The sequence below is a fragment of the Rectinema subterraneum genome (assembly GCA_009768935.1).
Classification (GTDB): Bacteria; Spirochaetota; Spirochaetia; order Treponematales; family Rectinemataceae; genus Rectinema; species Rectinema subterraneum.
On the sequence record WESA01000024.1, the window covers coordinates 15,042 to 39,210 of the forward strand.

The following is a 24,169-nucleotide window of genomic DNA, read 5'->3' on the forward strand; positions in this document are numbered from 1 at the left end:
GCGCAAGCCATAGAAGGCAAAGGATTTTTTCGTATGGAAAAGGTGTGGCTCGGCCTTGGTTCGAACATGGGCGATTCAGCGCAAATTCTTGAGTTGGCAGTGCAAGATCTTTCAAAAATGCTCTCTGATATGCATGTATCAGGCCTGTGGCGCTCCCGAGCGCGATATTATGAAGAGCAGGAAGATTTTTACAATATGGTAGTTTGCGGAATGACTGAACTGAATCCGCGCCAGCTGCTTGATAGCATACATGACATCGAAGCATGCTATGGCAGGAATCGAAGCCGGGAGATTAAAAAAGGCCCGCGCACACTCGATATAGATATTCTTCTGTATGGGGGAAAGATAATCACAGAGCCAGATTTGATCATTCCGCATCCCGGCTTGGCAGAGCGGAAATTCGCGCTACTCCCTTTGCTGGAAATCGATCCATCGCTTATTCACCCGGTTTTGGGTGTGCCGCTCAAAATGCTTGCTGCATCTCTTCCTCCACAAGGTATTTACCCGGCAAGTGAGTCTCAGTATGATGAGCCGTACCCAGAATGATGCAAGATTTCGATAATGATGCCAATGGCGAGCCGATTTCCGTTTCCTCGACAGGTCGCACCTTTCATCTCAGCGATTTCGAGGGTCCTCTGGATCTCTTGCTCTATCTCATCAAGAAAAATGAGATGAATATTTACGATATCCATATTTCGAGCATAACTGAGCAATTCCTGCAATGCCTGAATAGCGATCCTTCAGCAAGTCTTGATGAACTATCCGATTTCTACCAAATGGCCGCAACGCTTCTCTATATAAAATCGCGCATGCTTCTGCCAAACTCCCAGGACGAGCTTGATGAAATAGACGATCCGCGCAGAATGCTCATCGATCAGCTTATCGAATACCACCGGTATAAAAAGCTTTCTGAGTTGATGGAACAGCGTGAGATGGAAGTCGAGTGGTTTGTCGAGCGATCCTCATCCCAGCGAACACTTCCATTTGCAGACAATCCTGATGATGAACCCTGGATACCTGCCGATTCATGGGACCTGCTGCGGACATTTGCATCAATGATTCGCCATTTTGATTCCGAACGAATAATCGACCTCTACGAAGAAGTCAGCATCAACGAAAAAATAGCCTTGATACATGAGCTTTTGGACAAAAAAGGAAATTTCCGCTTTGATGATTTGATTTCCCGGCATTCTTCAGCTCTCGACCTGGCATGTGCCTTTCTCGCTGTGCTCGACTCGACCAAGAACAGAATAATCAGCATACGACAACATCGCTTATTTGGCGACATACTTATAATTCCATATTCTTCTCCGGAGGCACCTCATGAACGAACAGCTTGATGCCGAGGCGGCACTCGTCGGGGCTATTCTTTTTCTTGAAAACGAGCCAGTTTCTGAAGAAAGGCTTGCAAAAATTTCCGGCTTGACCGATGAACAGATTTCCCTTGCTCTCCAGAGGCTCTGCGCCGAGTATGAGCTCCCCGTTCATGGCTTCGCGCCTACCCAGAGCGCGGGAGGGTGGATTCTCGCGCCAAAGCTCTCGCTTTGGGAACAGCTCAAAGACCATTATGGCAAAAAGAACGAAATGAAACTGTCGCGCGCAGCGATGGAGACGCTCGCCATCATCGCATATTCCCAGCCCATTACCCGTGCTGAAATAGAAGCGATCAGAGGCGTCAATGTCGATGGCATGATCCGGCTTCTTCTTTCGCGAAACCTCATTGCTGAAATAGGCAAGCGTGATGCGCCAGGCAAGCCCATGCAGTATGGTACGACCCAGGACTTCCTCAAATACTTCAAACTGAACTCAATCGCAGATTTGCCTAAACTTGATGAAATCGAAAACGCGCGATTTTCAAAACCGGAGACTCCCGAAGGATGAGCGATTTGCAAGCAAAACCAATTCGCCTGCATGCATTTCTGGCCGCTGCTGGCATTGCTTCCCGGCGTGCCTGCGAAGAATTGATCAAGCAGGGCAGGGTAGAAGTGGATGGGCAGCCAGCAAGCATTGGCCAAAAGGTGTACGGAACCGAAGACATTCGTGTCAATGGCCAGCCAATTCCAGTCCTATCACAAAAAAGATTCCGCTACATTCTTCTGAATAAGCCCAAGGGGTACCTTTCTTCAATAAAAGACCCACAAGGCCGCCCTTGCGCAATCGACCTTATCGCTCCAAGCATTCCGGATCGCCTTTACAACATAGGGCGGCTCGACCAGTGGTCGAGCGGTTTACTGCTCTTTACCAATGACGGCAATTTCGCAGCACAATTGATGCATCCATCAAGCGAAATCGACAAAGAATATTTTGTGCAGACAGACCAGCCCATTCCTCCAGGCTTTGCCGCAAGTTTTATGCGTGGCATTATTCTGGAAGGAGTCAGGTACAGAGCGCACGCTGTTCGTGTCGTCGCGCCGGATAAAGCGCACATTGTGCTTATCGAAGGGAAAAACCGGGAAATTCGCAGAGTCCTGGAGCATTTCGGATTGCGCGCGAAAATCCTTGAACGCATTCGCATCGGACCTCTTTCAATAGGTGAGCTGAGTCCTGGCCAATGGAGAGACCTGACGGAGCAAGAAATCTATGCTTTGAAAGCATATATGTCTTCCCGACCAAGCAACAAGGGGCCCCGAAAATGAAAGTAGCTATCGATGGTCCCGCAGGATGCGGCAAATCGACTATTGCCCGGATGATTGCTGACAATCTTGGTTTTCTTTACATAAATTCCGGGAACCTCTATCGTGCGGTGGCATATTTAGCCTTGCGCGAAGGAGTATCCTGGCAGGATGGACAGGCGTTGACCGCTCTCATGCGACAGCATCGCTTTGACTATAAGCCCGATGGATCAGTTCTTGTCGACGGAGAGCGGCTTCTGGCAGAACTGCGCACTCCGCAGGTCGACGCAATTGTCGCGCAGGTTTCTGCAATTCCTTCGATTCGGGTAGAAGTTAATGCAATAATTCGCGCCATCTCAGAAGGCAAAGATGTCATCAGCGAGGGCCGCGACATTACAACTGTCGTCTTCCCCGATGCAGAAGTCAAATTCTATCTGGATGCTTCCTCTCAAGTGCGGGCGGAACGGCGTTTCCGTGAACGGCAGGAGGCTCGCTCACATGCTTTTTCTCAGCCTGACAGCCAGCAGGCCCCCAGGGACATGATCGCTCAGACTATCCCGGCCCCTCAATCCGCCCCCGCCATTGAAGAAATTCGCAAAAATATCGAAATGCGCGACCAGATCGATACACAAAAATCAGTCGGTGCGCTCAAAATCGCCAAAGATGCGGAATATTTGGACACCTCAGACTTGACCATACAGCAAGTTTATGAGAAAGTATACAACAAGATTATTTCGGCAAGGAAAGCACATGGCAGAAAATAAGGAAGTGGAAATGGACGTCACTGAACCCTCCCGGGACGATATCCAGACACAATTGCAGGAGCAGTACCTCAAATCACTCGAGGGGCTGGAGGAGGGCGATCTCATCGATGGAAAAGTCGTTCAGGTTGCTGGCGATACAGTATTCATCGATGTTGGCTACAAATCAGAAGGCAAATTGAGCCTGGAAGAATTCGGCGACAATCCCCCGAAAGCAGGGGACATTGTCAAAGTAATTCTCATCCGCAAAGAAACCCATTCGGGAGACATTGTCATTTCGAAGAAAAAAGCGGACGAGAAGCTCTTCTGGAAATCGATCGCGAATGCCTTCAAGGATCATCTGCCTGTCGAAGGCACCATCACAAAAGAAGTAAAAGGCGGCTTTGAAGTCAACCTTGGGCATGGCCTCACTGGCTTTCTCCCATTGAGCAAGGCTGACATCCAGCGACTAGAAAAGGGTTCCGAGCTGGTTGGTACACAAGCAAAATTCTATCTCGAAAGACTTTATTCGGACAAAAAGATCAATATCATCCTCAACAGGCGCAAGCTCATGGAAGAAGAAATCGAGCAGCACCGTGCTTCTTTCTTCCAGAACACGCAGATTGGTGACACGGTAAAAGGTATCGTCAAAAGCTTTACCAGCTTTGGCGCTTTTATCGATCTTGGCGGTTTTGATGGGCTTCTGCATATCAACGATATGAGTTGGGGCCATGTTACCCGCCCGAAGGATTTTGTTCGCAAGGGGCAGGAAATCGAGCTCAAAGTGATTCGCCTGGACCCGGAAGAAAAGCGCATTAATCTTTCGCTCAAGCATTTTACACCGGACCCGTGGAACAGCTTCGAAGAAAAATACCATGTCGGCGATGTAGTCAAGGGCAAAGTTACTAAGCTGACTGATTACGGCGCCTTTATTGAAATCGAAGAAGGAATCGAAGGGCTTGCTCATATTTCCGAGTTCTCGTGGGTGAAAAAAGTCCGAAAGCCGGAAGACATGCTGAAAGCGGGCGATATCGTCGATTGCATGATCCTTGGCTATGATATTCCTGCCGGCAAGGTTTCTCTCGGTCTCAAGCAGGTTCAGCCCAATCCATGGGATACAATCGATGAACGGTATCCCGCTGGCACCAGGCTTAAAAGAAAAATCGTCAAAGTGACGAATGCCGGCGCGTTTGTCGAGCTCGAAGAAGGAATCGACGGATTCTTGCATATCGATGATTATTCCTGGACGCAAAAGATCAAGAATCCCTCTTCGGTACTCCATGAAGGCGACGAGATCGAAGTCATTGTTCTAGAAAGCAATGCGGAAGACAGAAATGTCCGGCTTGGCGTTAAGCAGCTCAGCGAAGATCCATGGCGCTCGTTTGCCAAGACCTATAAATTCGGCGCGATTGTCGAAGGGACTGTATCGTCTGTCACCGACTTCGGTGTTTTCGTGAAGGTCCCCGGAGAAATCGAAGGGCTGATCAAGAAACAGGATCTCGTTTCTGACCGGAGCGAATCCTACGACGACGCACTCAAGAAGTACCAGCCAGGCATGCAGGTAAAGGCTGTCGTAATCGATCTCAACCCCGACCGGCAGAAGCTTGGCCTCTCCGTCAAGGATTTGATTCAAAAGCAACAGCGCGAAGAGATTTCGCGATTTATCCAGGAGGACGAAGGCGAGGCGGGCTATACGCTTGGTGACCTTCTCAAAGCAAAGGATAAAGAAAACGACTGATCCAAATGGCTCAGTCAACATGACATGACAGCGATGGTTTCAGCGATCGATCCGGACAAGTTCCGCACGCTGATCGATATCAATGCGCGGCTCAATTCCAGTTACACGAATTTCCGCTCGTTGCTGAAGGCTATTGTTGAATCAGCAGCGAGGCTTGTAGGCGCAGAAGCGGCAAGCCTCGCCCTTTTCGATGCTGCTACGGAAACGCTCAGATTTGAAATCGCCCTCGGTCCGCGAGGGCTCGAGCTTCAAGGCAAATCGATCCCTGCAACAGAAGGAATTGCTGGTTGGGTGTATCAGAACAGCAAATCCATTATCGTGAACGATGCTGCCCACGACCAGCGATTTTCGCCAACAATTTCGAAAGAAATCGCATACAGCACCAATTCCATCCTCGCAGTGCCGCTGAAGGTCAAAGACAAGACTGAAGGCGTCATAGAACTTATCAACAAGACATCCCATGGCCTCTTTATGGCTGATGATCTCGAATGGGTAGAGATATTTGCAGTGCAGGCCGGAATTGCGTTCGAAAACGCGAAGCAGTTTGAGCGCACTGAACATGAGCTGACATACCTTCAGCAGAAAGTTCAGGAAGAGCAGGGCTGGCATCCGCTCGTTTTTTCATCTAAAGTCATGCAGGAACGCCTCGATCTCGTCAAACGTGTCGCTCCCAGCGATGCATCGGTGCTCATCCTGGGTGAAAGCGGAGTCGGAAAAGAACTGATCGCCGAACAGCTTCATCTGCTTTCACGCCGTGCGGAAAAGCCTTTTGTGCGCGTCAACTGCGCTGCGCTTCCGGAAAATCTGCTCGAAAGCGAGCTTTTTGGCCATGTAAAAGGCGCATTTACTGATGCCATAAGCAATAGGGCAGGGCGCTTCGAAGCTGCCGATGGCGGCACAATATTTCTGGATGAAATCGCGGAATTGCCGCTCAGGCTTCAAGCAAAGCTGTTGCGGGTCATTCAGCAAAAAACCTTCGAGCGAGTCGGTTCGAGCGAAACCATAAAGGTCGATGTGCGCATTATCGCAGCGACAAACAGAGATATTGAAAAACTTGTTCAGAATCAGGAATTTCGCAGCGACTTGTACTATCGGCTCAACGTGCTCCCTATTCATATTCCGCCGTTAAGGGAACGCCTGGATGATATCCCACCTCTCGCAGAGCATTTTTTGTTGAAATATGCGAGGGAAACAAATCGCGGAATCATGCATTTTTCGGATTCAGCAGTGCAATGCATGATGGGGTACAGCTGGCCTGGTAATATTCGAGAGCTTGAAAATGCTATCGAAAGGGCAGTGCTGATCGCAAAGGGCAATCTCATTACCGCCGATGATCTTATGATTGGAAATAAAGCCGAACCATCGTACAAGCAATTCGAAGGCAAAGATCTCAAAGAAGCGATTATTTTGTTCAAACGCCACTATATACAAGCCTCTCTGGAACAGAACCGCTGGAATCAGACAGAAACCGCACGGCATCTTCAAATTCAGCGGACCTACTTGTCACGATTGATAAAAGAGCTCAATATTCTGCAAAACAAGGAGTAAGGTGTGAATCAACAGGAAAAGCAGCCCCGGAAGGATATGAATGTCCTCAATAAAAACGAGAAAAAGGCTTTTTCAGACAAGCTGGCCGATTTTATCAGCGCCAATAGAATCCTCTTTATAGGTATTGCAATTGGAATCGTTGTTGCGATTGCAGCCGTAGGCATCTATACCGCGGTCTCGGAAAATGTCGCGACAGCATCGAGCAGGGCAATGGAACTTGCTGAGCAGAAACTGCAGCAATGGTCACAGGAAACCGATGAGCAAAAGAAAGCCGATAGCGAAAAAGCGCTTTTGGTCGATCTGGATACTATTGCAAAGAAATGGCCGCACACTATCGCTGCGCAGCGTGCACTGCTCAGAAAAGCTGCGATTTTGAACCAAAAAAAAGAATATGCCGATGCTGAAAAGACCGCGCTCGATGCGCTTGCAAGAAACAAGAATTCGTATGCAGCGCCGATCGCGCTCGAACTCGCTGCGGTTTCGGCAGAAGAGGCCGGCAATAAAGACGCAGCAATCGCGCATTATACACAGCTTGCAAAGGATTATCTGAAAGACAATCCGGTCGCTCCGCATGCGCTGTTCAATCTAGGCAGGCTGCAGGAAGAAAAATCCGATTACAAGGCCGCAATGGCCTCTTATAACCAGCTTGTGTCGGCATTCGGAGGCTCGGATTGGGCACTCCTTGCAAAGAACAGAATCATTTACCTGAAAGCGAAGGGGCTGGCGGAGTAGGGTGCTTCAAATTAGGCGGTCGCTATGAGAGGGCGCAAGAAGTATTTCTTTGATAATCCTCGAATTGTGGCTGCCGGGGCTAAAAGGAAATCATATATTTTTCGTGCCCTGCTATTTGCAAGTGCTGCAATTTCTTCTTTTTTAATGTTTTCATGTGGAACGCCTTCTGCGGAATATCTTTATCACCCTATTGATTTCACGTCTGAAACTGGTATTTTGAGACTTTTGCCTAATCCGTCGAATATCGATGATTCTTATGTGGCAGCATTGTTCAAAGGATATGAAATTTACTATCATGTATTTGACACTAATGATGCAGCTCTGAACAGTTTATCTCTGCTTCAATCTTTATCTTCATATGATCCATCATATTTTATGTCTATCGCGACCAGCAGCACTTATAATTATTATCCTTTGCTTCATAGATTTGATTATCTGATTGATCCACATAGACCTCTTATTGTTGTTTCGAACACCACGAACAATACATACTTGGAATTCGATTTGAATATGGAAATTAATAAATCCTGGTCAATTACTTCTGGAACCGATATTATTGTTGATTCTGTTGTCAGAAATTTGGCGAATAATACTTCTGCTGATTTTTTTGTAAGTGCTTATTATAATTCTAAAGATCAAGATTATACTGGATCTGATTCGCCCAAAACTGTATATATTGTTTTCTTTGCCGTTTCATATGGCATATCAGAAGCTTCTTTAGGGAATGCGCTCTATAGTGAGCCTGTAATTATTGATGCTCCGGTTGAATATACACCTAATTCTTGATTTTTTAATTGTATTGGGGGATTAATAGGGAAGAAATAAGAAGTTCAGGCTGCTGCGTTGTTTTATTATGGCTAGCGCAGCATGAAAGAAAGCTCATGCTTTATAGTTCGCATAATGTATATTCTGTCTACCTATAAGTTACCTTTTAAAACATCATCAGCAAACACCATCAGTCAACAACTATTAGCGCGTTACCTTCTGTCAGTGGTTTTTCTTACAGCGCCTCTTCCAGTGGAAGCAAGTTCCCTGCTTCATCTTTTGCAAAGCATTTTGTTCTGCATGCTCTGAATTTGATTTCTTTTCCTTTTGAGGATTCCGAAAAAGTTTTCAGGGTCTTGTAAAAATTCTTTATTTTTCCAGAAGCAGGCTCGAAATTTTCCAGCACAAATAATTCTCTGCTATCATCAAAGCTTTTCCAAGAAATAAAATCTGCCGAATTGCTGCACAGCGCAGCACAAGCAATACTATAGCTTTCCTGGTCTATAAAAGCATATTTCCATTCTGCTGCGGAAAACAATGATCCAATTGTATGTTTGCCTTGAGCCAATCTGATTGAATCAACAGCGAGGCCCTTCGGAAGATTCTCGTTTATGCTTTGCAGTACTGCAAGGCTCGATTCGGATATTTCTCTGAACAGCCTTTGTTGTGCATCTTTATCTACGGAAATAAATACTCCGAGGATATCTCTTTCGGATTCGACGCCCAATGGCAAAGGCGGCGACAGTTCGAGCTTTGGCTGCGGATTGAAGCCTTCAGTATATTGCATTGGAATTCCGAGTATTTGAAAAGCCCTCGAAAAAGCATTTGCAACTTCATGCATGGGATAAAGAACAGCAAGATCACGCTTCGACCAGGTGAAAACGAGCTTCATTCTTATTCGATTATCTTCTTTTGCTTTCGCCCACTCAAAATCTATCTTCCGGATTTTTTTATTTGAGCTTCCAACAAACTCAATATTATCGAAGATTGGTTCAACAAGTATACTATTAGATACTATATTAATGTATTTATCACATATACCACAGGGATTAGTGCATATTTCATTACATGCTGCAGTAATAATTCCATTTTCTGCTTTTTCTTTTTCATGCTTCAGCCATTGTTGCGACACCTTCAGGGATATCGTATGCCATGGCAGCTCTTCTCGAAGGCTTCTTTTATGCAAATAGGCCTGCCATGCGCCCTCCCCTCTTGTTTCATTGAACTTCTTGAGAGCTGCTCGCCATACATCGCGGTTCATAAATTCTTCCCATGCATCGAGCCTGGCCCCGGACCGATAAGCATCTATAATGAGATCGCCGACGGCTTCGTCTCCGCGCGAAATAATTCCTTCTAGGACCGAAAGAAATGGAGGATGATAGGTAACATCAATGTTTCGCATGTAGCGAAAATTCCTGCGGATATAGTTGATGCATTCAAGCGCTTCTTCTTCTGATAATTGTTCCTCGCGCTCATATGGAGTATGAGCTTTAGGAATAAAAGTTCCTACATTCACATGAATCGCAATCCTTTCAACAGCAGCAATTTTCTTTATATATTCAACAATTGCTTCCGCTTCGTTCATTCCCCTTCCGCTTACCGGCAAGCCGATCATAAAGTAAAATTTCGCGGACCTGAAGCCTTTGGCTTTGGCTTCGCGCAGAATCAGCTCAATTTTTTCCAGCGGAACGCGCTTGTTGATGCTGCACTGCCACTCGTCAAGCGGCGTTTCAACAGCAAAAGTCAATCCCGACTTCCTTACCTCGGAAATCTTTTCAAGCAAAGGAAGAGTAAAGCTGTCTACTTTGAGGCTCGGTAGCTGAAAAGATATCTTTTTCGCAGACCATTTGCTGTTGAGCGTTTCGAAAAGCTCCACAATGCCCGGATAATCGCCAGAAGAAAGGGAAGAAAGGGTAATTTCTCTATATCCTTTCTGCATAACGAGATCTTCTACTTCTTTCTGAATTATTCCGGGGTATTTCGATCGCTGGGGTCTATAATAATAGCCCGCATGACAGAATCGGCAGCCATTCGGACATCCCCTCATTATTTCCACCGTGCCATGCGAATGGACAGGATTCAAAACAGGATATGGAAAACTTGGCTGATATGCTGTCTTGGGAAAATCTGGATAAATAGCCCTAACAACGCGTTTTTTCTTTTCGATTCCGAGGGCCTTGCAGCTGGCTGAGGACATCCAAACCGAAGGATGCCGTGAAATATGTCGCAAGATGTCGGTTCGCTGTGCACCACTTTTTTTCAATTCCGCAACCTGATCCATAAGCTCAACAAATCCGGCTTCGGCTTCTCCAATCCAGACGGCGTCGAAAAATCTTTCAAATGGCAAAGGATTTGTCACCGCAGGACCACCCGCGAGCACGATTGGGTCTTTATCACTGCGTTCAATTGATTCGATCGGCACTCCTCCCCTCTCCATCACTGTCAAAACATTCGTCGCAAGCAGCTCATAGCCAATCGAGAAAGCCAGTATGTCACATTCAGAAAGGGGGATACCGCTTTCAAGCGTATACAAGGGAATATTTTTCTCTCTCAAGAGATTTTCAAAATCCGGGGCAGGCGCAAACACCCGCTCGCAGATCAAGCTGCTGCGCTTCTCATTCAACATGGAGTAGAGAATTCTGATGGCATTATTCGACATTCCTATTTCATAGAGGTCGGGGAAGCATATCGCTATTCTCAAGCGCTGATCATCTTGATCTATTGCCGGAACAGCATCACATTCTCCTCCAACATATCGAGCCGGCTTTTGGATATGGAAAAGAGCGTCTCCAAAGTCTCTCAAAGGATCAATAAACGATTTCCTCATGCTGAATACCTGCGAGCTGAAATTCCAGTAAGGATGCCTATCGAAATGAGGGAAGACCACATGGCAGAACCTCCATATGAAATAAAGTAGAGCGGTATTCCCGTCACTGGCATGATCCCCATGGCCATTCCAACATTGATCATAAAGTGAAAAGCGAATATGCCGAGGATTCCGCCGACTATGTACTGCGAAAAACGATCCTTCGATGTTTCGATCAGTACAAAGCATCGAATGAAAATAATCGCATACAGCGCAAACAGAACAAGGCAGCCAAAAAACCCGAATTCTTCAGCAATTATAGAAAAAATAAAATCAGTACTTTGCTGAGGAATATACCTTGCATGGCTATGCGACCCTTGCAGATACCCTTTTCCCCAAAATCCGCCAGACCCGATAGCAGTGATGCTTTGCAGAATATTCCAACCGGATCCTCTGGGATCTATGCTGGGATCGATAAAAACCAGCAACCGCTCGATCTGGTACGGTTTTAAGAGTTTATGTGCTGCAAAAGCACCAGCAATTGAAAACGCAAGAATGGCAAAAGCATAGGAAAGCCAATAATAGTAGCGCTTTTTGAATTTGAGCCATCCGACGCCGGCTATCACTGCTATAAAGAGAATGATCACAAAAATAAGCACGAGAATATCCGTCTTTGCGATTATGACATTCAGGATATTATCCTGGCTATAATGATTTGCCGCATACAGAGGCAAGCTTAAAAAAAGGAAAATCCCAAGGATCGAAATTACCCCGAATAAAATGTATCTGAAATCGACATCTGCAAGGGTCAGCATGATGAGAGCTGCGGGGAAGAACACGAGGGCGGAGCCAAAATCAGGCTGGATAAGAATAAGCATGAGTGGCAAACTCAAAATAAGGCCAGTCATAACAAGCTTTTTGAAACTCGAATCGTACTCAGCTGAATCAAGGTAGCGCCCCAGCATTAGCACTGTGGCGATTTTAGCAAATTCAGCTGGCTGAATGCCAAAACCCCCTATGCCAATCCATGCTCGTGCGCCATTCACTACTCTTCCGGCAACCCGTGTGAGAACAAGAAGAGCAATTGCTATGGCAAAAAAAATCCACGAAGTATCCTTGAACCTCGAAAAATCGAAAAGTGCTGCACCAGCAAGAAGAAAAAATCCGATGACAAACCAAACCAGCTGCTTTACATATTCATTCGAGACAAGCCTTCCTTCCGCATCGACACCGGATGAATAAATGGCTGCAATCCCTATCGCGCAAAGAAGAATTGTCGCTATGAGCAGGTAGTAGTCGATATTGCCGAATAATCTTCTGAGACTCTGCAGATTCATTCTCTTCTCCCGCCGACTGCAATTCCATCCAGCTTTACGCCTACGGTCGCTGCTGCTGTCTTTGCATCCTGCCCTGCATAGATTGCCTGATAAATTACATTTGCTGCATACGGGCCCCACCATTCCCAAGGATTCGACGCTTCGATCATTGTGACCACGACAATTTGATCTTTTGCTGGCGCATCATATGGTCCGAACGAAGCAAACCATGAATGCCATCTGTCTTTAAGGCCAATCTCGCCAGTTCCTGTCTTGCCGGCAATTTGCACTGCTTTCGTCGATATCGGCGCACGTGCCGTACCATACACGATGACACCCCGAAGTAAAGAGCGCATTGTTTCGAATGTCTTTTCGGAAATGGAAGATTTTTGCAGAACTTCAGGCTGTACTTCATTTATAAGAGCACCTGTGCCAGGGTCGCGGATTTCTTTCAATACATGCGGCTTGTAAATAACGCCGCCATTCACGATCATTGCCATCATGTTGGCAACCTGCAAAGGCGACGCAAGCATATATCCTTGTCCTATCGAAAGATTCATGGTATCTCCAGGGGTCCATGAATCGTTGTATTTTTCTTCTTTCCATGTGGGAGTAGGCAAGAGCCCCGGATTTTCTCCCGGCAGGTCAATACCGGTAAGCTTGCCATATCCATAATCCTGGGCATAGCTCACAATATTTTCAACTCCTATATAATCTCTGCCGACAGTCCAGTAGTAGATATCGCAGGATTGGGCGAGCGCATTCTTGAGATCGACCGCGCCGTGACCAGGTTTCTTTATCCAGCAACTCCATGAACGGCCTCCGTAGTTTATCTCGCCAGAGCAGTATATCGTCTTGTCCGGAGATATGAAGCCTTCTTCGAGAATCGCTGTTGAGAGTACGGTTTTGAATGTCGATGCCGGAGGATAGGAAGATTGATATGCCCTGTTCAGCATCGGCTTCTGCGGATCGTTCAGGAGCTTGAGGTATTCTTGTCCAGCATTGTCCGACATGAATACTCGGGAATCGTAATATGGATACGTCGCCATGGCCAATATTTCGCCGGTTGCAGGCTTGAGCACAACGACCGAGCCCTGCCTTTTTCCGAGCGCATCTTCCGCAATTTTCTGAATATTGCTGTCAATGCTCAAAATGAGACGCTTGCCTGGCTCTGGAGCCTCTATTCGTGCCTTATTCCGAGAGATATCTTTCCCGTGCACATCGACAGCCTTTGCAATCCACCCATCCTTTCCTTTGAGCAGGTCTTCATATATCAATTCTATGCCTGCTTTTCCGGTAAGGTCTTCCAGAGTATATCCCTTATTGTAAAAAAGCTTATATTCATCTCTCGTAATGCTGCCTACATACCCAATCGTATTCGAAAGCGAACGCAAATCCGCATAGTCTCTCAGCGGCTGAGAAGTCCACGAAACGCCCGGGAACTCATCGATGTGCGCAGCAATTTCGCTTATTGCCGACAGGCTGGCGTTCTTGGCAACCGCCACTCGGCCATACGAAGTCAATCTTCCTGTGGGCAGTTTGGATTCGATATCTTCAGCAGAAATATTGAGAAGTTTTGAAAGCAGCAGAATAACCGATTCTCTTTTGGTGGCAGGCAATTCCGAAGGGGTGATGTAAACAGAATATGCTTCTATATTCCCAGCAAGAACCACTCTCCCTGTCCGGTCATAGATTTCGCCTCTTGGGGCAGGGATTCTTGTCGATTGAAGGGAAATCCGCTCAGCTTCGCTGGTAAACAGCTGCTTGCGCAGAATCTGCATTGAGAAAAGGTTTAATGCGTATATCGCGAGGAGAACTACAACAAGCGCACGCAAAATGCGGATTCGGTTGGTTATTTTCTTTTTCAGAACCGCCATCAGGTAAAACCTCTCTCACTGCAGATACAGCCAGCTCATGGAAGTGCTTTCCTTGGGCTGTTTTCAAGCAATGGCTGGAAAAATGTGAGAATGAAAAATACAAGCACTGTAAAAAAGCCGTCAGCGAGCAATTCGATTCCGAATTCAGCGCTGAATATCTGATAGGTATTGATATTCGCAGCAAAAATCCATGAAACAAACCTTGTCAGAATGCCTCGCGCTATCGCAGCGCCCGTGCCCAGCAGAAATGGAATGATAAATATGTCTTTCTCGGCAACATAGCTCAAAAGAGTTGCGAGATATGCACAGCTCACATACAGGAATGCATAGTATCCAAGAGGTGCTGCGCTCAGCATGTCTGCAATCAAACCCGCTATGAAAGCGACGATAATGCCTTGCCCATCCTTGTTGATGAATGACGAAAACAGCACAATCGACATCGCGAGATCCGGAATGATCCCGAAAACAATGCCATGAGATAGCCAAGTAGATTGAATAAAGAGCATGAGAATCGATGCGCTGAGCGAAATGAAAAGGCTTCTCATTGCTTTCCTCCGGCATAGGGAGTCAAAGCCCCTTGATTCTCTATCGCAAACACATATTCGACTCTGCTCAGGTCGATTGCCGGCTGCACTTCTATGACAAGCGAACTAGAAAACTCATTGAGCTGATACGACCCTACCCTGCCTATGATGATGTCCTGCGGAAATACCTGATCCAGACCGCTGGTCACTACGATATCGCCTTGCTTTAGTGTGTCCATTTCGGTTTTGGGTATGTAGAGCAATGTCATGGGGGCATCTCTGAATCCGCGCCCGTTCGCAAGACCTTCCGCTCTTGTCTTGGCAAGCCTGGCTGCTGCAAAAAACCGCTGATCATACAGAGGTTGCAGCGTGCTTGTCGAAGCTTTGACGTCGATTATTTTGCCCACCAGCCCTTCGACACCATCCTGGAAGGCAATCACCGGCATATATTTCCGAATTCCCTCGTTATAGCCCTTGTCTATTACGAATGAAGAATAGGTGTTGCCCGGGTCTCTTGCAATGATATGCGCTGCAATTTTTTTTGCATCGGGAAAACTTGTAAGGCCCAACAAATCCTTGAGTCTCTTGTTCTCTTCAATCAAACTCGTGAATTCGCGCTCTTTCAGCTCATATTCCTGCATCTTTGCGAGCAGCGCTTCGTAATCTTTTTTTATATTACGAAGCTCCGAAACCGCACCAACCGTTCGGGATACAAAAGAACTGACAGCTGCAAAAGCTTTCTGGATATTTCCAATGACATATCCATGAAACAGGTCGGGAACGCGAAATACTGTGCTGGTTGACACGAACAGGATTGACAGAGAAAGCAAAATGAATAGCGCAGCTTTTCGATGTACGGTTCGTGAGGGGCGATGAAAACCGTTATTCTTCATTCAGCACCCGCCCAACTTCACAAGTTGAGGCTTTCGTATACGCTGCTGCTTCCGATATTCCTCTGCATTATTTCGAAATATTTGCCTGCTCCGATCGCAACGCATTCCATCGGTTTTTCAGCAAGGATCACTGGAACGCCTGTTTCTTTTGCAATGAGCTTCGGCAAGCCTTTCAGAAGCGCCCCTCCTCCTGAAAGTACAATGCCCCGCTCGACAATATCGGCAGCCAGCTCAGGAGGTGTCTTGCCAAGCGTCTTCTTGATCTCTTCCACGATGATGTTGACCGAATCCATAAGTGCTTCGCGGATTTCTACGGAATCTACCTCGAATCTCCTTGGCAACCCTGTGATAGCATCGGTACCTTTTATCTCCATTTTTTCAATGGTTCGCTCTGGGCTCGCATTGCCGATTTCAATTTTGAGCCTTTCAGCTGTCTGGTCTCCTATTATCAGATTATGTATGTTCCGTATATGTTTGATAATCGCATCATCGAATTCGTCGCCTCCAATGCGGATAGCGCTCGTCACAACCATCCCTTTGAGCGAAATTACCGATATTTCGGTAGTGCCGCCGCCGATATCACAGATCATATGACCCGCTGGCTCTGTGATCGGAATGCCAGCCCCAATTGCTGCGGCGAGCGATTCCGCAATTACTTTGACCTGGCGGGCGCCGGCTTTGTACGTTGAATCGATCACGGCATTTTCTTCAACTTTGGTTATGCATGTCGGCACGCCAACGACAACCCTCGGTTTGAAAAAGAGATTCTTGGGGAACACTCTCTGAATGAAATATTTGATCATTTTTTCGGTTGTATCCGGGTCTGCGATGACTCCATCCCTGAGTGGCCGTTTTGCGATGATATCGGTCGGCGTCCTGGAAAGCATGTTCTTTGCTTCTGTGCCAACCGCGACAATCCGATTCGTTCCTCTTTCCACCGCCACTACAGAGGGTTCATTCAGCACGATGCCCTTGCCTTTGACATAAATAAGCGTATTGCATGTCCCGAGATCAATGCCGATATCAGGGCTGAACATATCCAGAATACCCACTTTCTCTTCTCCTTCCCCTTAGAGTTTCTCAGCCAAGCGTTTTCTTGCATCAGCGTGATTTGGATCTATTTGCACCACTTTTCTGAATGCCGCTCTTGCGCCGAGCTGATCGTTCTTTTTTGCATATACCAAGCCCAGCCCATACCATGCATCAGCATTGAGTGGATCCTCTTTCAGTATTTCTTCATATCTCTGCAGTGCTGTAGAAAAATCTCCCGATTCATAGCTGTCCTGGGCAAGAAGCAGTTTTGCTTTCAGGCGGATTTTTGCATCCGTCGCATGCGTTTCAAGACTGGCAAGTAGTTCTCGCGCCTTGTCATTCTTGCCGATATTTTTGTAGCTTATTGCTGCAGACAGAGTGAGTATATCCGATGTATCGCCTTTCAGAGAAAGCTCGAACCATTCGATCGCATGCTCGTAGTCTTTCTTGCCTGCATAGACTACTGCAAGATACTGCGGCAGATCCTTCTCTTTGCTGCCACTATTGCGGGCAAGCAAAAAATAACGTTCAGCAAGATCAAACCAAGGCTCGCCTTTCTGGTAGTAGGCTTTGGCCAGGACATAGAAAATTTGCGCTTTCATCCCTGATGGCACTCCGATCACCAGGGCTTTTCTGAGCGAAATGACGGATTCTTCAAGAAGCTGCTGCCTCGTTTCTTCATCTTGAGCATCGAGGGCAGAATAATATGCGCTGATCCCTCTCATGCTGAGATAATATTCATCGAATGGAAAAGCTTCTGTCGCTTTCCGGGATTCAGCGATTGTCTTTTCGATATTTCCTTCATTCCATAGCTTGGCGATTTCCCTGTGCGAAATGACCCCTTTAGCGTCGCTGTTCTTGAGAATAAAAAAAAGCCCCGTCGATATGCAGCCGATCAGCACAAACACTATAGCGGCTATCCATAGAGGGCGCCTGAATCGGCGTGTGCTAATCTTGCGGAAAAATGCATTGAACATTGCAGAATTAGTATATCAAAAAAAGGCGGGCCTGTAAGCCGGGTTCTGTATGCAAAAGGCGTTCATCGCGCCAATCGCACGGTTACCATCTCTCTCGACACACCATTGCTGATGTGCTCAAGCGGTCCACCCGCGATTTTAGCCGCACTAGGGCGGCATGGACGGGCAGTCCATCGCTGTTTGACCTTGCTCGCGATGAGGTTTGCCATGCCACTTCCATTGCTGAAAATGCGGTGAGCTCTTACCTCGCCTTTTCACCCTTACCGCTTGCGCGGCGGTATGTTTTCTGTGGCACTCTCTGTCCAGAAAGAACTTGGGCCTCTGCTAAAAGCAGAAAGCTTCATCCTTACTGGCCCGGACGTTATCCGGCATCGAGCCCTTCCGAGCCCGGACTTTCCTCAGGATTTTGGCCTGCGGCAACCCGGCCCGCCTAATATTTTTTATTCATCCATATTGTCGATAATGAAATCATTATCGATCAATGGTTCGCTCTGGTTTTTCTTCTTGCGAGAAGACGGACGTTTCGCCTTGCTCACGGTTTCTTCGGATTCATCGTTCGATTCAGATTCATCGGATTCTTCGGCTTCTTCGTCATTCAAATCCACAAGCGAACCCGCGAGAATTTCTTCGATCGACTCATCTGTTTCTGCCTCTTCGAAATACAGAATGCGCGAACAATAGGGGCAAAATACGATTTTGTCTGCCTGGCGTACTTCATTTACAAAATTCGCCGGCAGAATCATATGGCACCCAGTGCAAACCACCCCATGAATCGGAACAATTCCCATGCCGGATTTGCTGCGAATGATGCGTTCGAACTTGAATTTAAGGTCTTCATCAAGCTCGCTTGTCAAGGAAGTTTCCTCGCTTTTGATCTTTTCCGCTTCATCGAGCACAATTTTGGTTTTTGCCTCGATTTCCGTACGTTTCTGCGCAATTTCAGCTTCAAGCGTTGAAACGGAAATTTCAATGCGGTGCAAGCGGTCGTCTATCTCGGCAAAACGGCGCTCTTCTTCCTGGATTCTGCGCCGCAATTCCTGTTCTTTTTCGGAAGCTTCCCTGATTTCCTTGTTCACGGCATCGTATTCGCGCTGGGTAGTAATGCCATCCATCTGCTTTTCGGCATTCTCGCGTTTCATTTCTGCTTCTTCCAGCTCCTGCCGAAGCTCTCGCAGGTTGGACTCCGAAATTTCGTATTGCTCTTTTGCTTCCGCCCAGGACTTCCTTTCCCTGGAGAGCATCTGATTCTGGATATCGATTGTTTTCGGCATAGCCTCCAGCTGGCTTTCCAGTTCGACGCGCTGGCTGAGCAATTCCTGGTACTTCCGAAGAGTCTCGAAAACTTCATCCATTCTCATGGGCATGTTTGCACCTCGATTAATGATCTATATAATCCCGGAGCTTCTGGCTCCGTTTGAACTGTCGCAATTTTTTGAGCGCTTTTGCTTCTATTTGCCGAATGCGCTCGCGGGTGACATTAAAATACAGGCCAACCTCTTCCAATGTCAATGAATACCCCTCATCCAGACCGAATCGCATCCGCAATACTTCCTGCTCTCGCTTGGGAAGCGTCGCCAAAACCATGCGAAGCTGTTCCTGCAAAAGGTTGTAATCGGTTCGGACAGCAGGATTCTCGACTTCCTTGTCTTCGATAAAATCCTGCAGCAAGGAATCCTCATCTTCTCCGATGGGCGTATCGAGGGATACCGGTTCCCGGGCTACATTTTTAACAGCTTTTACGCGATCGATTTCCCAGCCAAGCTGCTCGGCTACTTCTTCATCGGTTGGCTCGCGTCCAAGCTTCTGCATGAGCTGTCTGGATTCCCTGACCACCTTATTGATCTGTTCAATCATGTGGACAGGAACGCGAATTGTTCGGGCCTGATCGGAGATGGATCGCGTGATTGCTTGCCGTATCCACCATGTGGCATAGGTCGAGAATTTATAGCCTTTTCGATATTCAAATTTTTCGACAGCTTTTATGAGACCGATATTGCCTTCCTGCACAAGATCGAAAAACTGCATCCCGCGGTTCGTGTATTTTTTTGCAATGGAAACGACAAGTCTCAAGTTTGCTTTGATAAGCTTGTCCTTGGCGCTCTTCATCATTTTCCGGCCGCGATTCACTTCGCGTGCCATCGAAATGATTCTGTCGATCGGCGTTTCAAAGTTGTTCTCGATATCCTTGAGTTTCTTTTCGTTTACCTGCAGCTGGCGTATTCTGTCTTTTATTTCTTCTGCACTAAGACCAAGCCGTTGCTCGATTTCCTCTCTTTTTTCCTTGATGGTCAGGTTTCTTCCCAGGGCGCGCAAATCTTTTGCTGAGGAAACCTGAAGGATTCCTTCAATGCGATCCTGCTCTTTCCTGTTTCGGATTATTTTCTTTGCTGCAGCAATGAACTTCTCCGAAAATGCGGTGATCTCCTCTGGATGTATATCAGCTTCATTTATAATCGGATACAATCGCTCGCGGATTTCCTTCAACTGAGCATCTTCGAAAACATCGCCGCCTTTTGCTATAACCCATTTTTTAAGGTCGATATACGCTTTGAGATCTGCGGCGCATGAGTCAATCAGATCCTTGTAGAATTGATTGAGCCGTCTTCGCTCAGCAATCTTTTCTGTATTCTCTTTCTTCTGGAGCGAAAGGTCTTTTGGCTCTTTGCGAGTGGCCTTTACGATGATCTGGTAAAATTCTGGGATCAACATTCCGGACTTACGCAATGTATTTTTAATTATATTCTCGCCCTGCTCCATGGTCCGGGACAGCTCGACTTCCTGCTCGGCGGTGAGAAGATTTTCCCGTCCGATATCTCGCAGATAGAGGCGCACAGGATCATCGCTCGCGATTTCCTTGTCATTCGCTACCATTTTGTTTTTCGAAGGGATCGCGACGATTTTGGGAAGAGGCTCTTCTTCGATCTGAACCTCTTCTTCAATTTTTACATTGCTGCTTACGAGAAGATTGATAATCGCTTCCATTTTGTCGGAATTCAAAATTTGCTCCGGAAGCATATCGGACAATTCGTCGAAGCTGATTGTTTTCTTTTCTTTTGCGTACTCAAGTAATTTCAGAATTGCGGGATCGAGTTCCAAATCACTCATCGAGATCTCCTCCCGTTTTTTTGAGTTCTTCGTCTATTCGCATAATCTTTTCTAATATGCTTTTTTCCTGCATACGATCTTCATCTGCACATTTCGCCTGCAGGGAAGCAACAAGCCGGCTCCTTTCCTTTTCCAGAGCCTTTTTCCGCTTGCGGGCAAGCCCATCCTCAATTATTTTTTCCAGCCCTTCGCTCAGCTCTCCGGACGCGTCGATTTCATGCACAAAGCGAACAGCCGCATCATCAGGGCAGAATGACAAAATCCCCTCGATGTCGCGAATGCCTTCTTTTTCGGCTTCCTTGAGCGCCGCAATAAGATCTTTTGCCCTAGCATCTTCTATGTCTTCGCTATCTAACTGCAAGACAGACGGCAGAAACGGATTGTTCGACAAGATTACTGCAGCAATAAAAACAAGATCCGCTGTCCTTGCCGAACCGGAGCTTCCCATTGGCACAGATGGATTCGCTGAATCTCTCTGATGATATGATCCTGAAGCTTTGGCTTTAGCATAATCCATCTCTACCGCATGCGCGCTCACGCCGAGAGTTCTTGCAATCTCTTTCATATACTCTTGCCGCCTTACATCAGAATCCATGGCATCAAGAAACGGGAATAAAAATGCGACTGCTTTTGCTTTTCCCTCCATTGTCGAGATATCGAAGAGCTGGCTGGCACGTGTGAGCAGAAAAAGTCCAGAGTTTATAGTATTTTTAGCCATTCTCGTCAACTCCCCAGCCCCCTGTCTTTCCAGGATCTCGGAAGCATCTTTGCCGCCTTCAAGCAATAATACCGAGGTTTCAAGACCTACTGCTGTCGCTATCGAACATGCTCGTTCAGCTGCGCGCAATCCAGCTTCATCGGTGTCAAAGCACAAAACTACTTTCGAAGCTTTCCGGCGCAGGGCCATCGCCTGATAACTTGTAAAAGCAGTACCAAGCGGCGCAACAGCATTGGTCAGCCCTGCAGCATGAAAAGACAGCACATCCATATATCCTTCGCATACGATTGCTTCATCCGTTTTTTTTATAGATTCCAGCGCTTGTGCGAAAGCGAATAATGTATCCTGCTTTCTGAATAATGCGGTCTCCGGGCTGTTGATGTACTTCGGACCATCCTGGTCCATTGCACGCCCTCCGAAAGCGATAATCCTGCCCTTGGCATCGCTGATTGGAAACATGATTCGATCTGCAAATAAAGGCCAAGCAACATCATTTCTGGAAAATAACCCGCTTCGCTTAAGGAAATTATCGGAATATCCTTTTGCTTTCAAAAACGAGAAAAGCCATGATCTGCTTGCAGGCGCATATCCGAGACTGAATCGCTCGATCAAATCATCTGGAATGCCGCGCTTTTGCAATATTTCCAGAGCTCGGTGCCCGGAAGGATGCTGCATGAGAAACCAGTGAAATGTCCTGGAGAGCCTGTCGTACAGCTCAAGAAGAGCTTGCCGTTCTCTTTCAGCTTCACCAGCTTTTTCTGATTCCTCGAAATGAACCGTTACGCCTGCGCGCTGCGCAAGCTCTTCCATCGCTTCGGTATAGCTGAGCTTATCGATATCCATCAAAAATTGGATCACCGACCCGCCCTTGTGGCAGCCGAAACAATAAAAAAGACCAGTATCGGCACTTACAGAGAAAGAAGGCGTTTTTTCGGAATGGAAGGGGCAAAGGCCCCAATAGGATGCACCTTTTCTCTGCAGACGAACATGCTCCTGATATATCGAAAGATAATCAGTTTTATCGAGAATCTCCTGCCGTGTCTGTGGTGGTATCCGAGCCATTCTTTGCCCTAGAGCCCTTTTGGAATGATCCCAGCTTCATTGTGTTCCTGAAGGGTGCGGGAAAATCGATGTTTTCCTGAAGATGAGTCATCCAGTCTAAAATACAAAAAATCTGTCTTTGAGGGAAATAATGCGGCCTTGAGCGATACTTCCCCCGGGTTCGAAATAGGACCAGGAGGCAAACCTCTATTGAGATAGGTATTGTAGGGATCTTTCACTCTGAGATCATTATAGTACACAATCGAAGGATGTGGGCGTCCTAGATGCTCGGTGAGCACATATACAACCGTTGCACAGGATTGTAGCGGCATATTTTTCGAAAGTCTGTTCACAAAAACTGAAGCAATGAGCGGCGCATCTTCCGGCACCCTGTATTCGCGCTCGATCATGCTGGCGAGAATGACTTTTTCATACAACGCTTGCGCGTTCAGCGTATCTTGCATTTCACCTGCAATCTTTTTCATTGCAGCGCGAAAATTTGCCACCATTTGCACGACAATCTGCTCCGCATCACTGCCCGGTTCTAAGAAATATGTATCCGGGAAAAGATACCCTTCGCTGCTTTTTGCAGGAATGCCGAGCTTTTCAGTCAATACAGGGTCATTTACCGCAGCGAGAAAGGCCGAAGCATCTACTATTTTCTGGCTCTCAAGGATTTGCGCTATCTGACGAGCGGTTCTTCCTTCGGGAATCATGACTTTCAGTGCAATGGTATCACCCCGGATCAGTTTGCGTGCAACTTCGTAAGGGGGTAAGGAGGGCTCAAATCTGTATGTTCCAGGTTTTATCGCTCGTTCTGCTCCTGCTAATCGCATGTATAGAGCAAAAATCTTTGAGGATGGTATGACATTCGCCGCTCTCAGGTCGCGGGAAACGGAGCTGAGAGTTGCGCCATTTTTGATTTTGACTTCCGCAGGAGCTCTTCTGAAAGGCGCTACTACCATGAGAATGCTGAATGCCATGACAAGCAGGCCGATGGAGAGCAGGGAAAATTGCATTATTTTCCTGAGATTGGGCATTTTCATCATTTGTTCCATTCTTTTTCCAGCCCCAGAAGATCAGCAACATCGACGATCGAAAGCGGAGGATTTTCTCGCCGCTCCAAAATGGCATGTATGATTGTTTCTGCAGAAACAGTTGGGCCTTTCCCGATCCCGGGGCATTCCTTGCTTTCCGAGGCCCAGCTTTCCTCATTCTCGAGAATATGTTCCCAAAACGGATAGGTGCGGCATTGCGCAGGCCGCGCAGGATAGACACTGCATCCGGTACTTTCGAGAAAAATGCAATCGTGGTTGTGCTTTTCTTTGAGACTCAAGGTTGTTGCCAGGCCGATATCTACCGGCTTGCAATATGTCAGCGCGAACATGCGCTTCGATAACCCTGTGAACTCGCTGAGATTGCTCAAATCTTTTTGCGAGAGCCAAACATATCCTGGCTGACCGCTGCAGCAGCCATTGCAGCGAGCACATTCGAAGCGCCTGGACACCGAAAAGAATTCAGGAGTCATAGTACCACCATCGAGTAGGAGGGGGCCTCACGGCCCCCGACCTCTCACACCACCGTACGTACGGTTCCGTATACGGCGGTTTCCAGAATACTACCTACTTAAACATAGTCTATCAATCATCGAAACGAGTCCCATGCTATCTCACGCATGGTACCGCGTTCGACCAGACGCTCAATCAACTTTGTCGTTTCGGGGTTCGTCTCTTCCGTTCTCGTCA

General features: G+C 47.1%; 21 protein-coding genes and 1 other RNA gene. 9 read left to right on the forward strand and 13 right to left on the reverse strand.

Translation table 11 applies throughout. The annotated features are described in order from the left end of the window. The first annotated feature begins 33 nt into the window (after nt 1-33). The 9 genes from folK to GAP13_RS07445 are packed head-to-tail and all read left to right on the forward strand — an operon-like array spanning nt 34 to nt 8,156. Nucleotides 34-546: a 2-amino-4-hydroxy-6-hydroxymethyldihydropteridine diphosphokinase gene (gene folK, locus GAP13_RS07405; protein WP_158907686.1), complete on the forward strand. Its 513-nt coding sequence runs from the start codon at nt 34-36 to the stop codon at nt 544-546. Next, a complete protein-coding gene (locus tag GAP13_RS07410) occupies nt 543-1,340 on the forward strand; it encodes a segregation and condensation protein A (protein WP_186338832.1) in 798 nt (265 codons plus the stop codon). Before folK ends, GAP13_RS07410 begins: the two co-directional genes overlap by 4 nt. Then, a complete protein-coding gene (gene scpB / locus GAP13_RS07415; protein WP_158907687.1) occupies nt 1,324-1,881 on the forward strand; it encodes an SMC-Scp complex subunit ScpB in 558 nt (185 codons plus the stop codon). Before GAP13_RS07410 ends, scpB begins: the two co-directional genes overlap by 17 nt. Beyond that, complete coding sequence (locus GAP13_RS07420; protein WP_158907688.1) at nt 1,878-2,636, forward strand: pseudouridine synthase; 759 nt, start codon at nt 1,878-1,880, stop codon at nt 2,634-2,636. The genes scpB and GAP13_RS07420 overlap by 4 nt, the downstream gene beginning before the upstream one ends. After that, nucleotides 2,633-3,376 carry a (d)CMP kinase gene (gene cmk / locus GAP13_RS13265; protein ID WP_158907689.1) on the forward strand — a complete coding sequence of 248 codons (744 nt, stop codon included), beginning with the start codon at nt 2,633-2,635 and terminating at the stop codon, nt 3,374-3,376. The genes GAP13_RS07420 and cmk overlap by 4 nt, the downstream gene beginning before the upstream one ends. Beyond that, on the forward strand, nt 3,363-5,090 hold the full coding sequence (gene rpsA / locus GAP13_RS07430; RefSeq protein WP_158907690.1) for a 30S ribosomal protein S1: 1,728 nt from the start codon (nt 3,363-3,365) through the stop codon (nt 5,088-5,090). Before cmk ends, rpsA begins: the two co-directional genes overlap by 14 nt. 33 nt (nt 5,091-5,123) lie before the next feature. Continuing rightward, on the forward strand, nt 5,124-6,638 hold the full coding sequence (locus GAP13_RS07435; RefSeq protein ID WP_158907706.1) for a sigma-54-dependent Fis family transcriptional regulator: 1,515 nt from the start codon (nt 5,124-5,126) through the stop codon (nt 6,636-6,638). 3 nt (nt 6,639-6,641) lie between these two features. Beyond that, entirely contained in the window at nt 6,642-7,370 is a 729-nt protein-coding gene (locus GAP13_RS07440; protein WP_158907691.1) for a tetratricopeptide repeat protein, read from the forward strand. 24 nt (nt 7,371-7,394) lie between these two features. Then, nucleotides 7,395-8,156 (forward strand): hypothetical protein, encoded by a 762-nt coding sequence (locus tag GAP13_RS07445; RefSeq protein WP_158907692.1) that lies wholly within the window; start codon nt 7,395-7,397, stop codon nt 8,154-8,156. Nucleotides 8,157-8,370: 214 nt separating this feature from the next. Here the strand turns inward: GAP13_RS07445 and GAP13_RS07450 are convergent, their stop codons facing one another. The 13 genes from GAP13_RS07450 to GAP13_RS07510 all read right to left on the reverse strand — a co-directional run bounded on the left by GAP13_RS07450 (nt 8,371) and on the right by GAP13_RS07510 (nt 23,952). Further along, nucleotides 8,371-10,962 carry a TIGR03960 family B12-binding radical SAM protein gene (locus GAP13_RS07450; protein WP_158907693.1) on the reverse strand — a complete coding sequence of 864 codons (2,592 nt, stop codon included), beginning with the start codon at nt 10,960-10,962 and terminating at the stop codon, nt 8,371-8,373. Beyond that, entirely contained in the window at nt 10,959-12,278 is a 1,320-nt protein-coding gene (rodA, locus tag GAP13_RS07455; protein ID WP_158907694.1) for a rod shape-determining protein RodA, read from the reverse strand. The genes GAP13_RS07450 and rodA overlap by 4 nt, the downstream gene beginning before the upstream one ends. Next, nucleotides 12,275-14,134: a penicillin-binding protein 2 gene (mrdA, locus tag GAP13_RS07460; RefSeq protein WP_158907695.1), complete on the reverse strand. Its 1,860-nt coding sequence runs from the start codon at nt 14,132-14,134 to the stop codon at nt 12,275-12,277. Before mrdA ends, rodA begins: the two co-directional genes overlap by 4 nt. A 35-nt stretch (nt 14,135-14,169) precedes the next feature. After that, the gene (gene mreD, locus GAP13_RS07465) at nt 14,170-14,679 is read right to left on the reverse strand and encodes a rod shape-determining protein MreD (RefSeq protein ID WP_158907696.1); all 510 of its coding nucleotides are present in this window, start codon (nt 14,677-14,679) and stop codon (nt 14,170-14,172) included. After that, complete coding sequence (gene mreC / locus GAP13_RS07470; RefSeq protein WP_158907697.1) at nt 14,676-15,551, reverse strand: rod shape-determining protein MreC; 876 nt, start codon at nt 15,549-15,551, stop codon at nt 14,676-14,678. The genes mreD and mreC overlap by 4 nt, the downstream gene beginning before the upstream one ends. A gap of 17 nt (nt 15,552-15,568) precedes the next feature. Further along, nucleotides 15,569-16,588 (reverse strand): rod shape-determining protein, encoded by a 1,020-nt coding sequence (locus GAP13_RS07475; protein WP_158907707.1) that lies wholly within the window; start codon nt 16,586-16,588, stop codon nt 15,569-15,571. Nucleotides 16,589-16,621: 33 nt separating this feature from the next. After that, nucleotides 16,622-17,560, reverse strand: a complete 939-nt coding sequence (locus tag GAP13_RS07480; protein WP_158907698.1) for a tetratricopeptide repeat protein — start codon at nt 17,558-17,560, stop codon at nt 16,622-16,624. 18 nt (nt 17,561-17,578) lie between these two features. Then, an RNA gene (rnpB, locus tag GAP13_RS07485) (RNase P RNA component class A) lies at nt 17,579-17,993 on the reverse strand. A 7-nt stretch (nt 17,994-18,000) separates the two neighbouring features. After that, complete coding sequence (locus GAP13_RS07490) at nt 18,001-18,918, reverse strand: zinc ribbon domain-containing protein (protein WP_158907699.1); 918 nt, start codon at nt 18,916-18,918, stop codon at nt 18,001-18,003. 19 nt (nt 18,919-18,937) lie between these two features. After that, a complete protein-coding gene (gene rpoD, locus GAP13_RS07495) occupies nt 18,938-20,665 on the reverse strand; it encodes an RNA polymerase sigma factor RpoD (RefSeq protein ID WP_158907700.1) in 1,728 nt (575 codons plus the stop codon). Beyond that, nucleotides 20,658-22,445, reverse strand: coding sequence for a DNA primase (gene dnaG / locus GAP13_RS07500; protein WP_158907701.1), 1,788 nt, complete (start codon nt 22,443-22,445; stop codon nt 20,658-20,660). The genes rpoD and dnaG overlap by 8 nt, the downstream gene beginning before the upstream one ends. 8 nt (nt 22,446-22,453) lie before the next feature. Further along, nucleotides 22,454-23,482 (reverse strand): endolytic transglycosylase MltG, encoded by a 1,029-nt coding sequence (gene mltG, locus GAP13_RS07505; RefSeq protein WP_158907702.1) that lies wholly within the window; start codon nt 23,480-23,482, stop codon nt 22,454-22,456. Further along, a complete protein-coding gene (locus GAP13_RS07510; RefSeq protein ID WP_158907703.1) occupies nt 23,470-23,952 on the reverse strand; it encodes a YkgJ family cysteine cluster protein in 483 nt (160 codons plus the stop codon). Before GAP13_RS07510 ends, mltG begins: the two co-directional genes overlap by 13 nt. Nucleotides 23,953-24,169 lie beyond the last annotated feature (217 nt).

Bases quoted from the DNA above. Each gene is read 5' to 3' on its own strand.
- GAP13_RS07435 (WP_158907706.1), top strand. From the start codon at position 5,124: ATGGTTTCAGCGATCGATCCGGACAAGTTCCGCACGCTGATCGATATC.
- GAP13_RS07420 (WP_158907688.1), top strand. From the start codon at position 1,878: ATGAGCGATTTGCAAGCAAAACCAATTCGCCTGCATGCATTTCTGGCC.
- rpsA (WP_158907690.1), top strand. From the start codon at position 3,363: ATGGCAGAAAATAAGGAAGTGGAAATGGACGTCACTGAACCCTCCCGG.
- folK (WP_158907686.1), top strand. From the start codon at position 34: ATGGAAAAGGTGTGGCTCGGCCTTGGTTCGAACATGGGCGATTCAGCG.
- mltG (WP_158907702.1), bottom strand. From the start codon at position 23,482: ATGGAACAAATGATGAAAATGCCCAATCTCAGGAAAATAATGCAATTT.
- GAP13_RS07445 (WP_158907692.1), top strand. From the start codon at position 7,395: ATGAGAGGGCGCAAGAAGTATTTCTTTGATAATCCTCGAATTGTGGCT.
- GAP13_RS07510 (WP_158907703.1), bottom strand. From the start codon at position 23,952: ATGACTCCTGAATTCTTTTCGGTGTCCAGGCGCTTCGAATGTGCTCGC.
- scpB (WP_158907687.1), top strand. From the start codon at position 1,324: ATGAACGAACAGCTTGATGCCGAGGCGGCACTCGTCGGGGCTATTCTT.
- mreD (WP_158907696.1), bottom strand. From the start codon at position 14,679: ATGAGAAGCCTTTTCATTTCGCTCAGCGCATCGATTCTCATGCTCTTT.
- mreC (WP_158907697.1), bottom strand. From the start codon at position 15,551: ATGAAGAATAACGGTTTTCATCGCCCCTCACGAACCGTACATCGAAAA.
- GAP13_RS07480 (WP_158907698.1), bottom strand. From the start codon at position 17,560: ATGTTCAATGCATTTTTCCGCAAGATTAGCACACGCCGATTCAGGCGC.
- rpoD (WP_158907700.1), bottom strand. From the start codon at position 20,665: ATGAGTGATTTGGAACTCGATCCCGCAATTCTGAAATTACTTGAGTAC.
- GAP13_RS07490 (WP_158907699.1), bottom strand. From the start codon at position 18,918: ATGAGAATGGATGAAGTTTTCGAGACTCTTCGGAAGTACCAGGAATTG.
- dnaG (WP_158907701.1), bottom strand. From the start codon at position 22,445: ATGGCTCGGATACCACCACAGACACGGCAGGAGATTCTCGATAAAACT.
- GAP13_RS07410 (WP_186338832.1), top strand. From the start codon at position 543: ATGATGCAAGATTTCGATAATGATGCCAATGGCGAGCCGATTTCCGTT.
- GAP13_RS07450 (WP_158907693.1), bottom strand. From the start codon at position 10,962: ATGAGGAAATCGTTTATTGATCCTTTGAGAGACTTTGGAGACGCTCTT.
- GAP13_RS07475 (WP_158907707.1), bottom strand. From the start codon at position 16,588: ATGTTCAGCCCTGATATCGGCATTGATCTCGGGACATGCAATACGCTT.
- rodA (WP_158907694.1), bottom strand. From the start codon at position 12,278: ATGAATCTGCAGAGTCTCAGAAGATTATTCGGCAATATCGACTACTAC.
- cmk (WP_158907689.1), top strand. From the start codon at position 2,633: ATGAAAGTAGCTATCGATGGTCCCGCAGGATGCGGCAAATCGACTATT.
- mrdA (WP_158907695.1), bottom strand. From the start codon at position 14,134: ATGGCGGTTCTGAAAAAGAAAATAACCAACCGAATCCGCATTTTGCGT.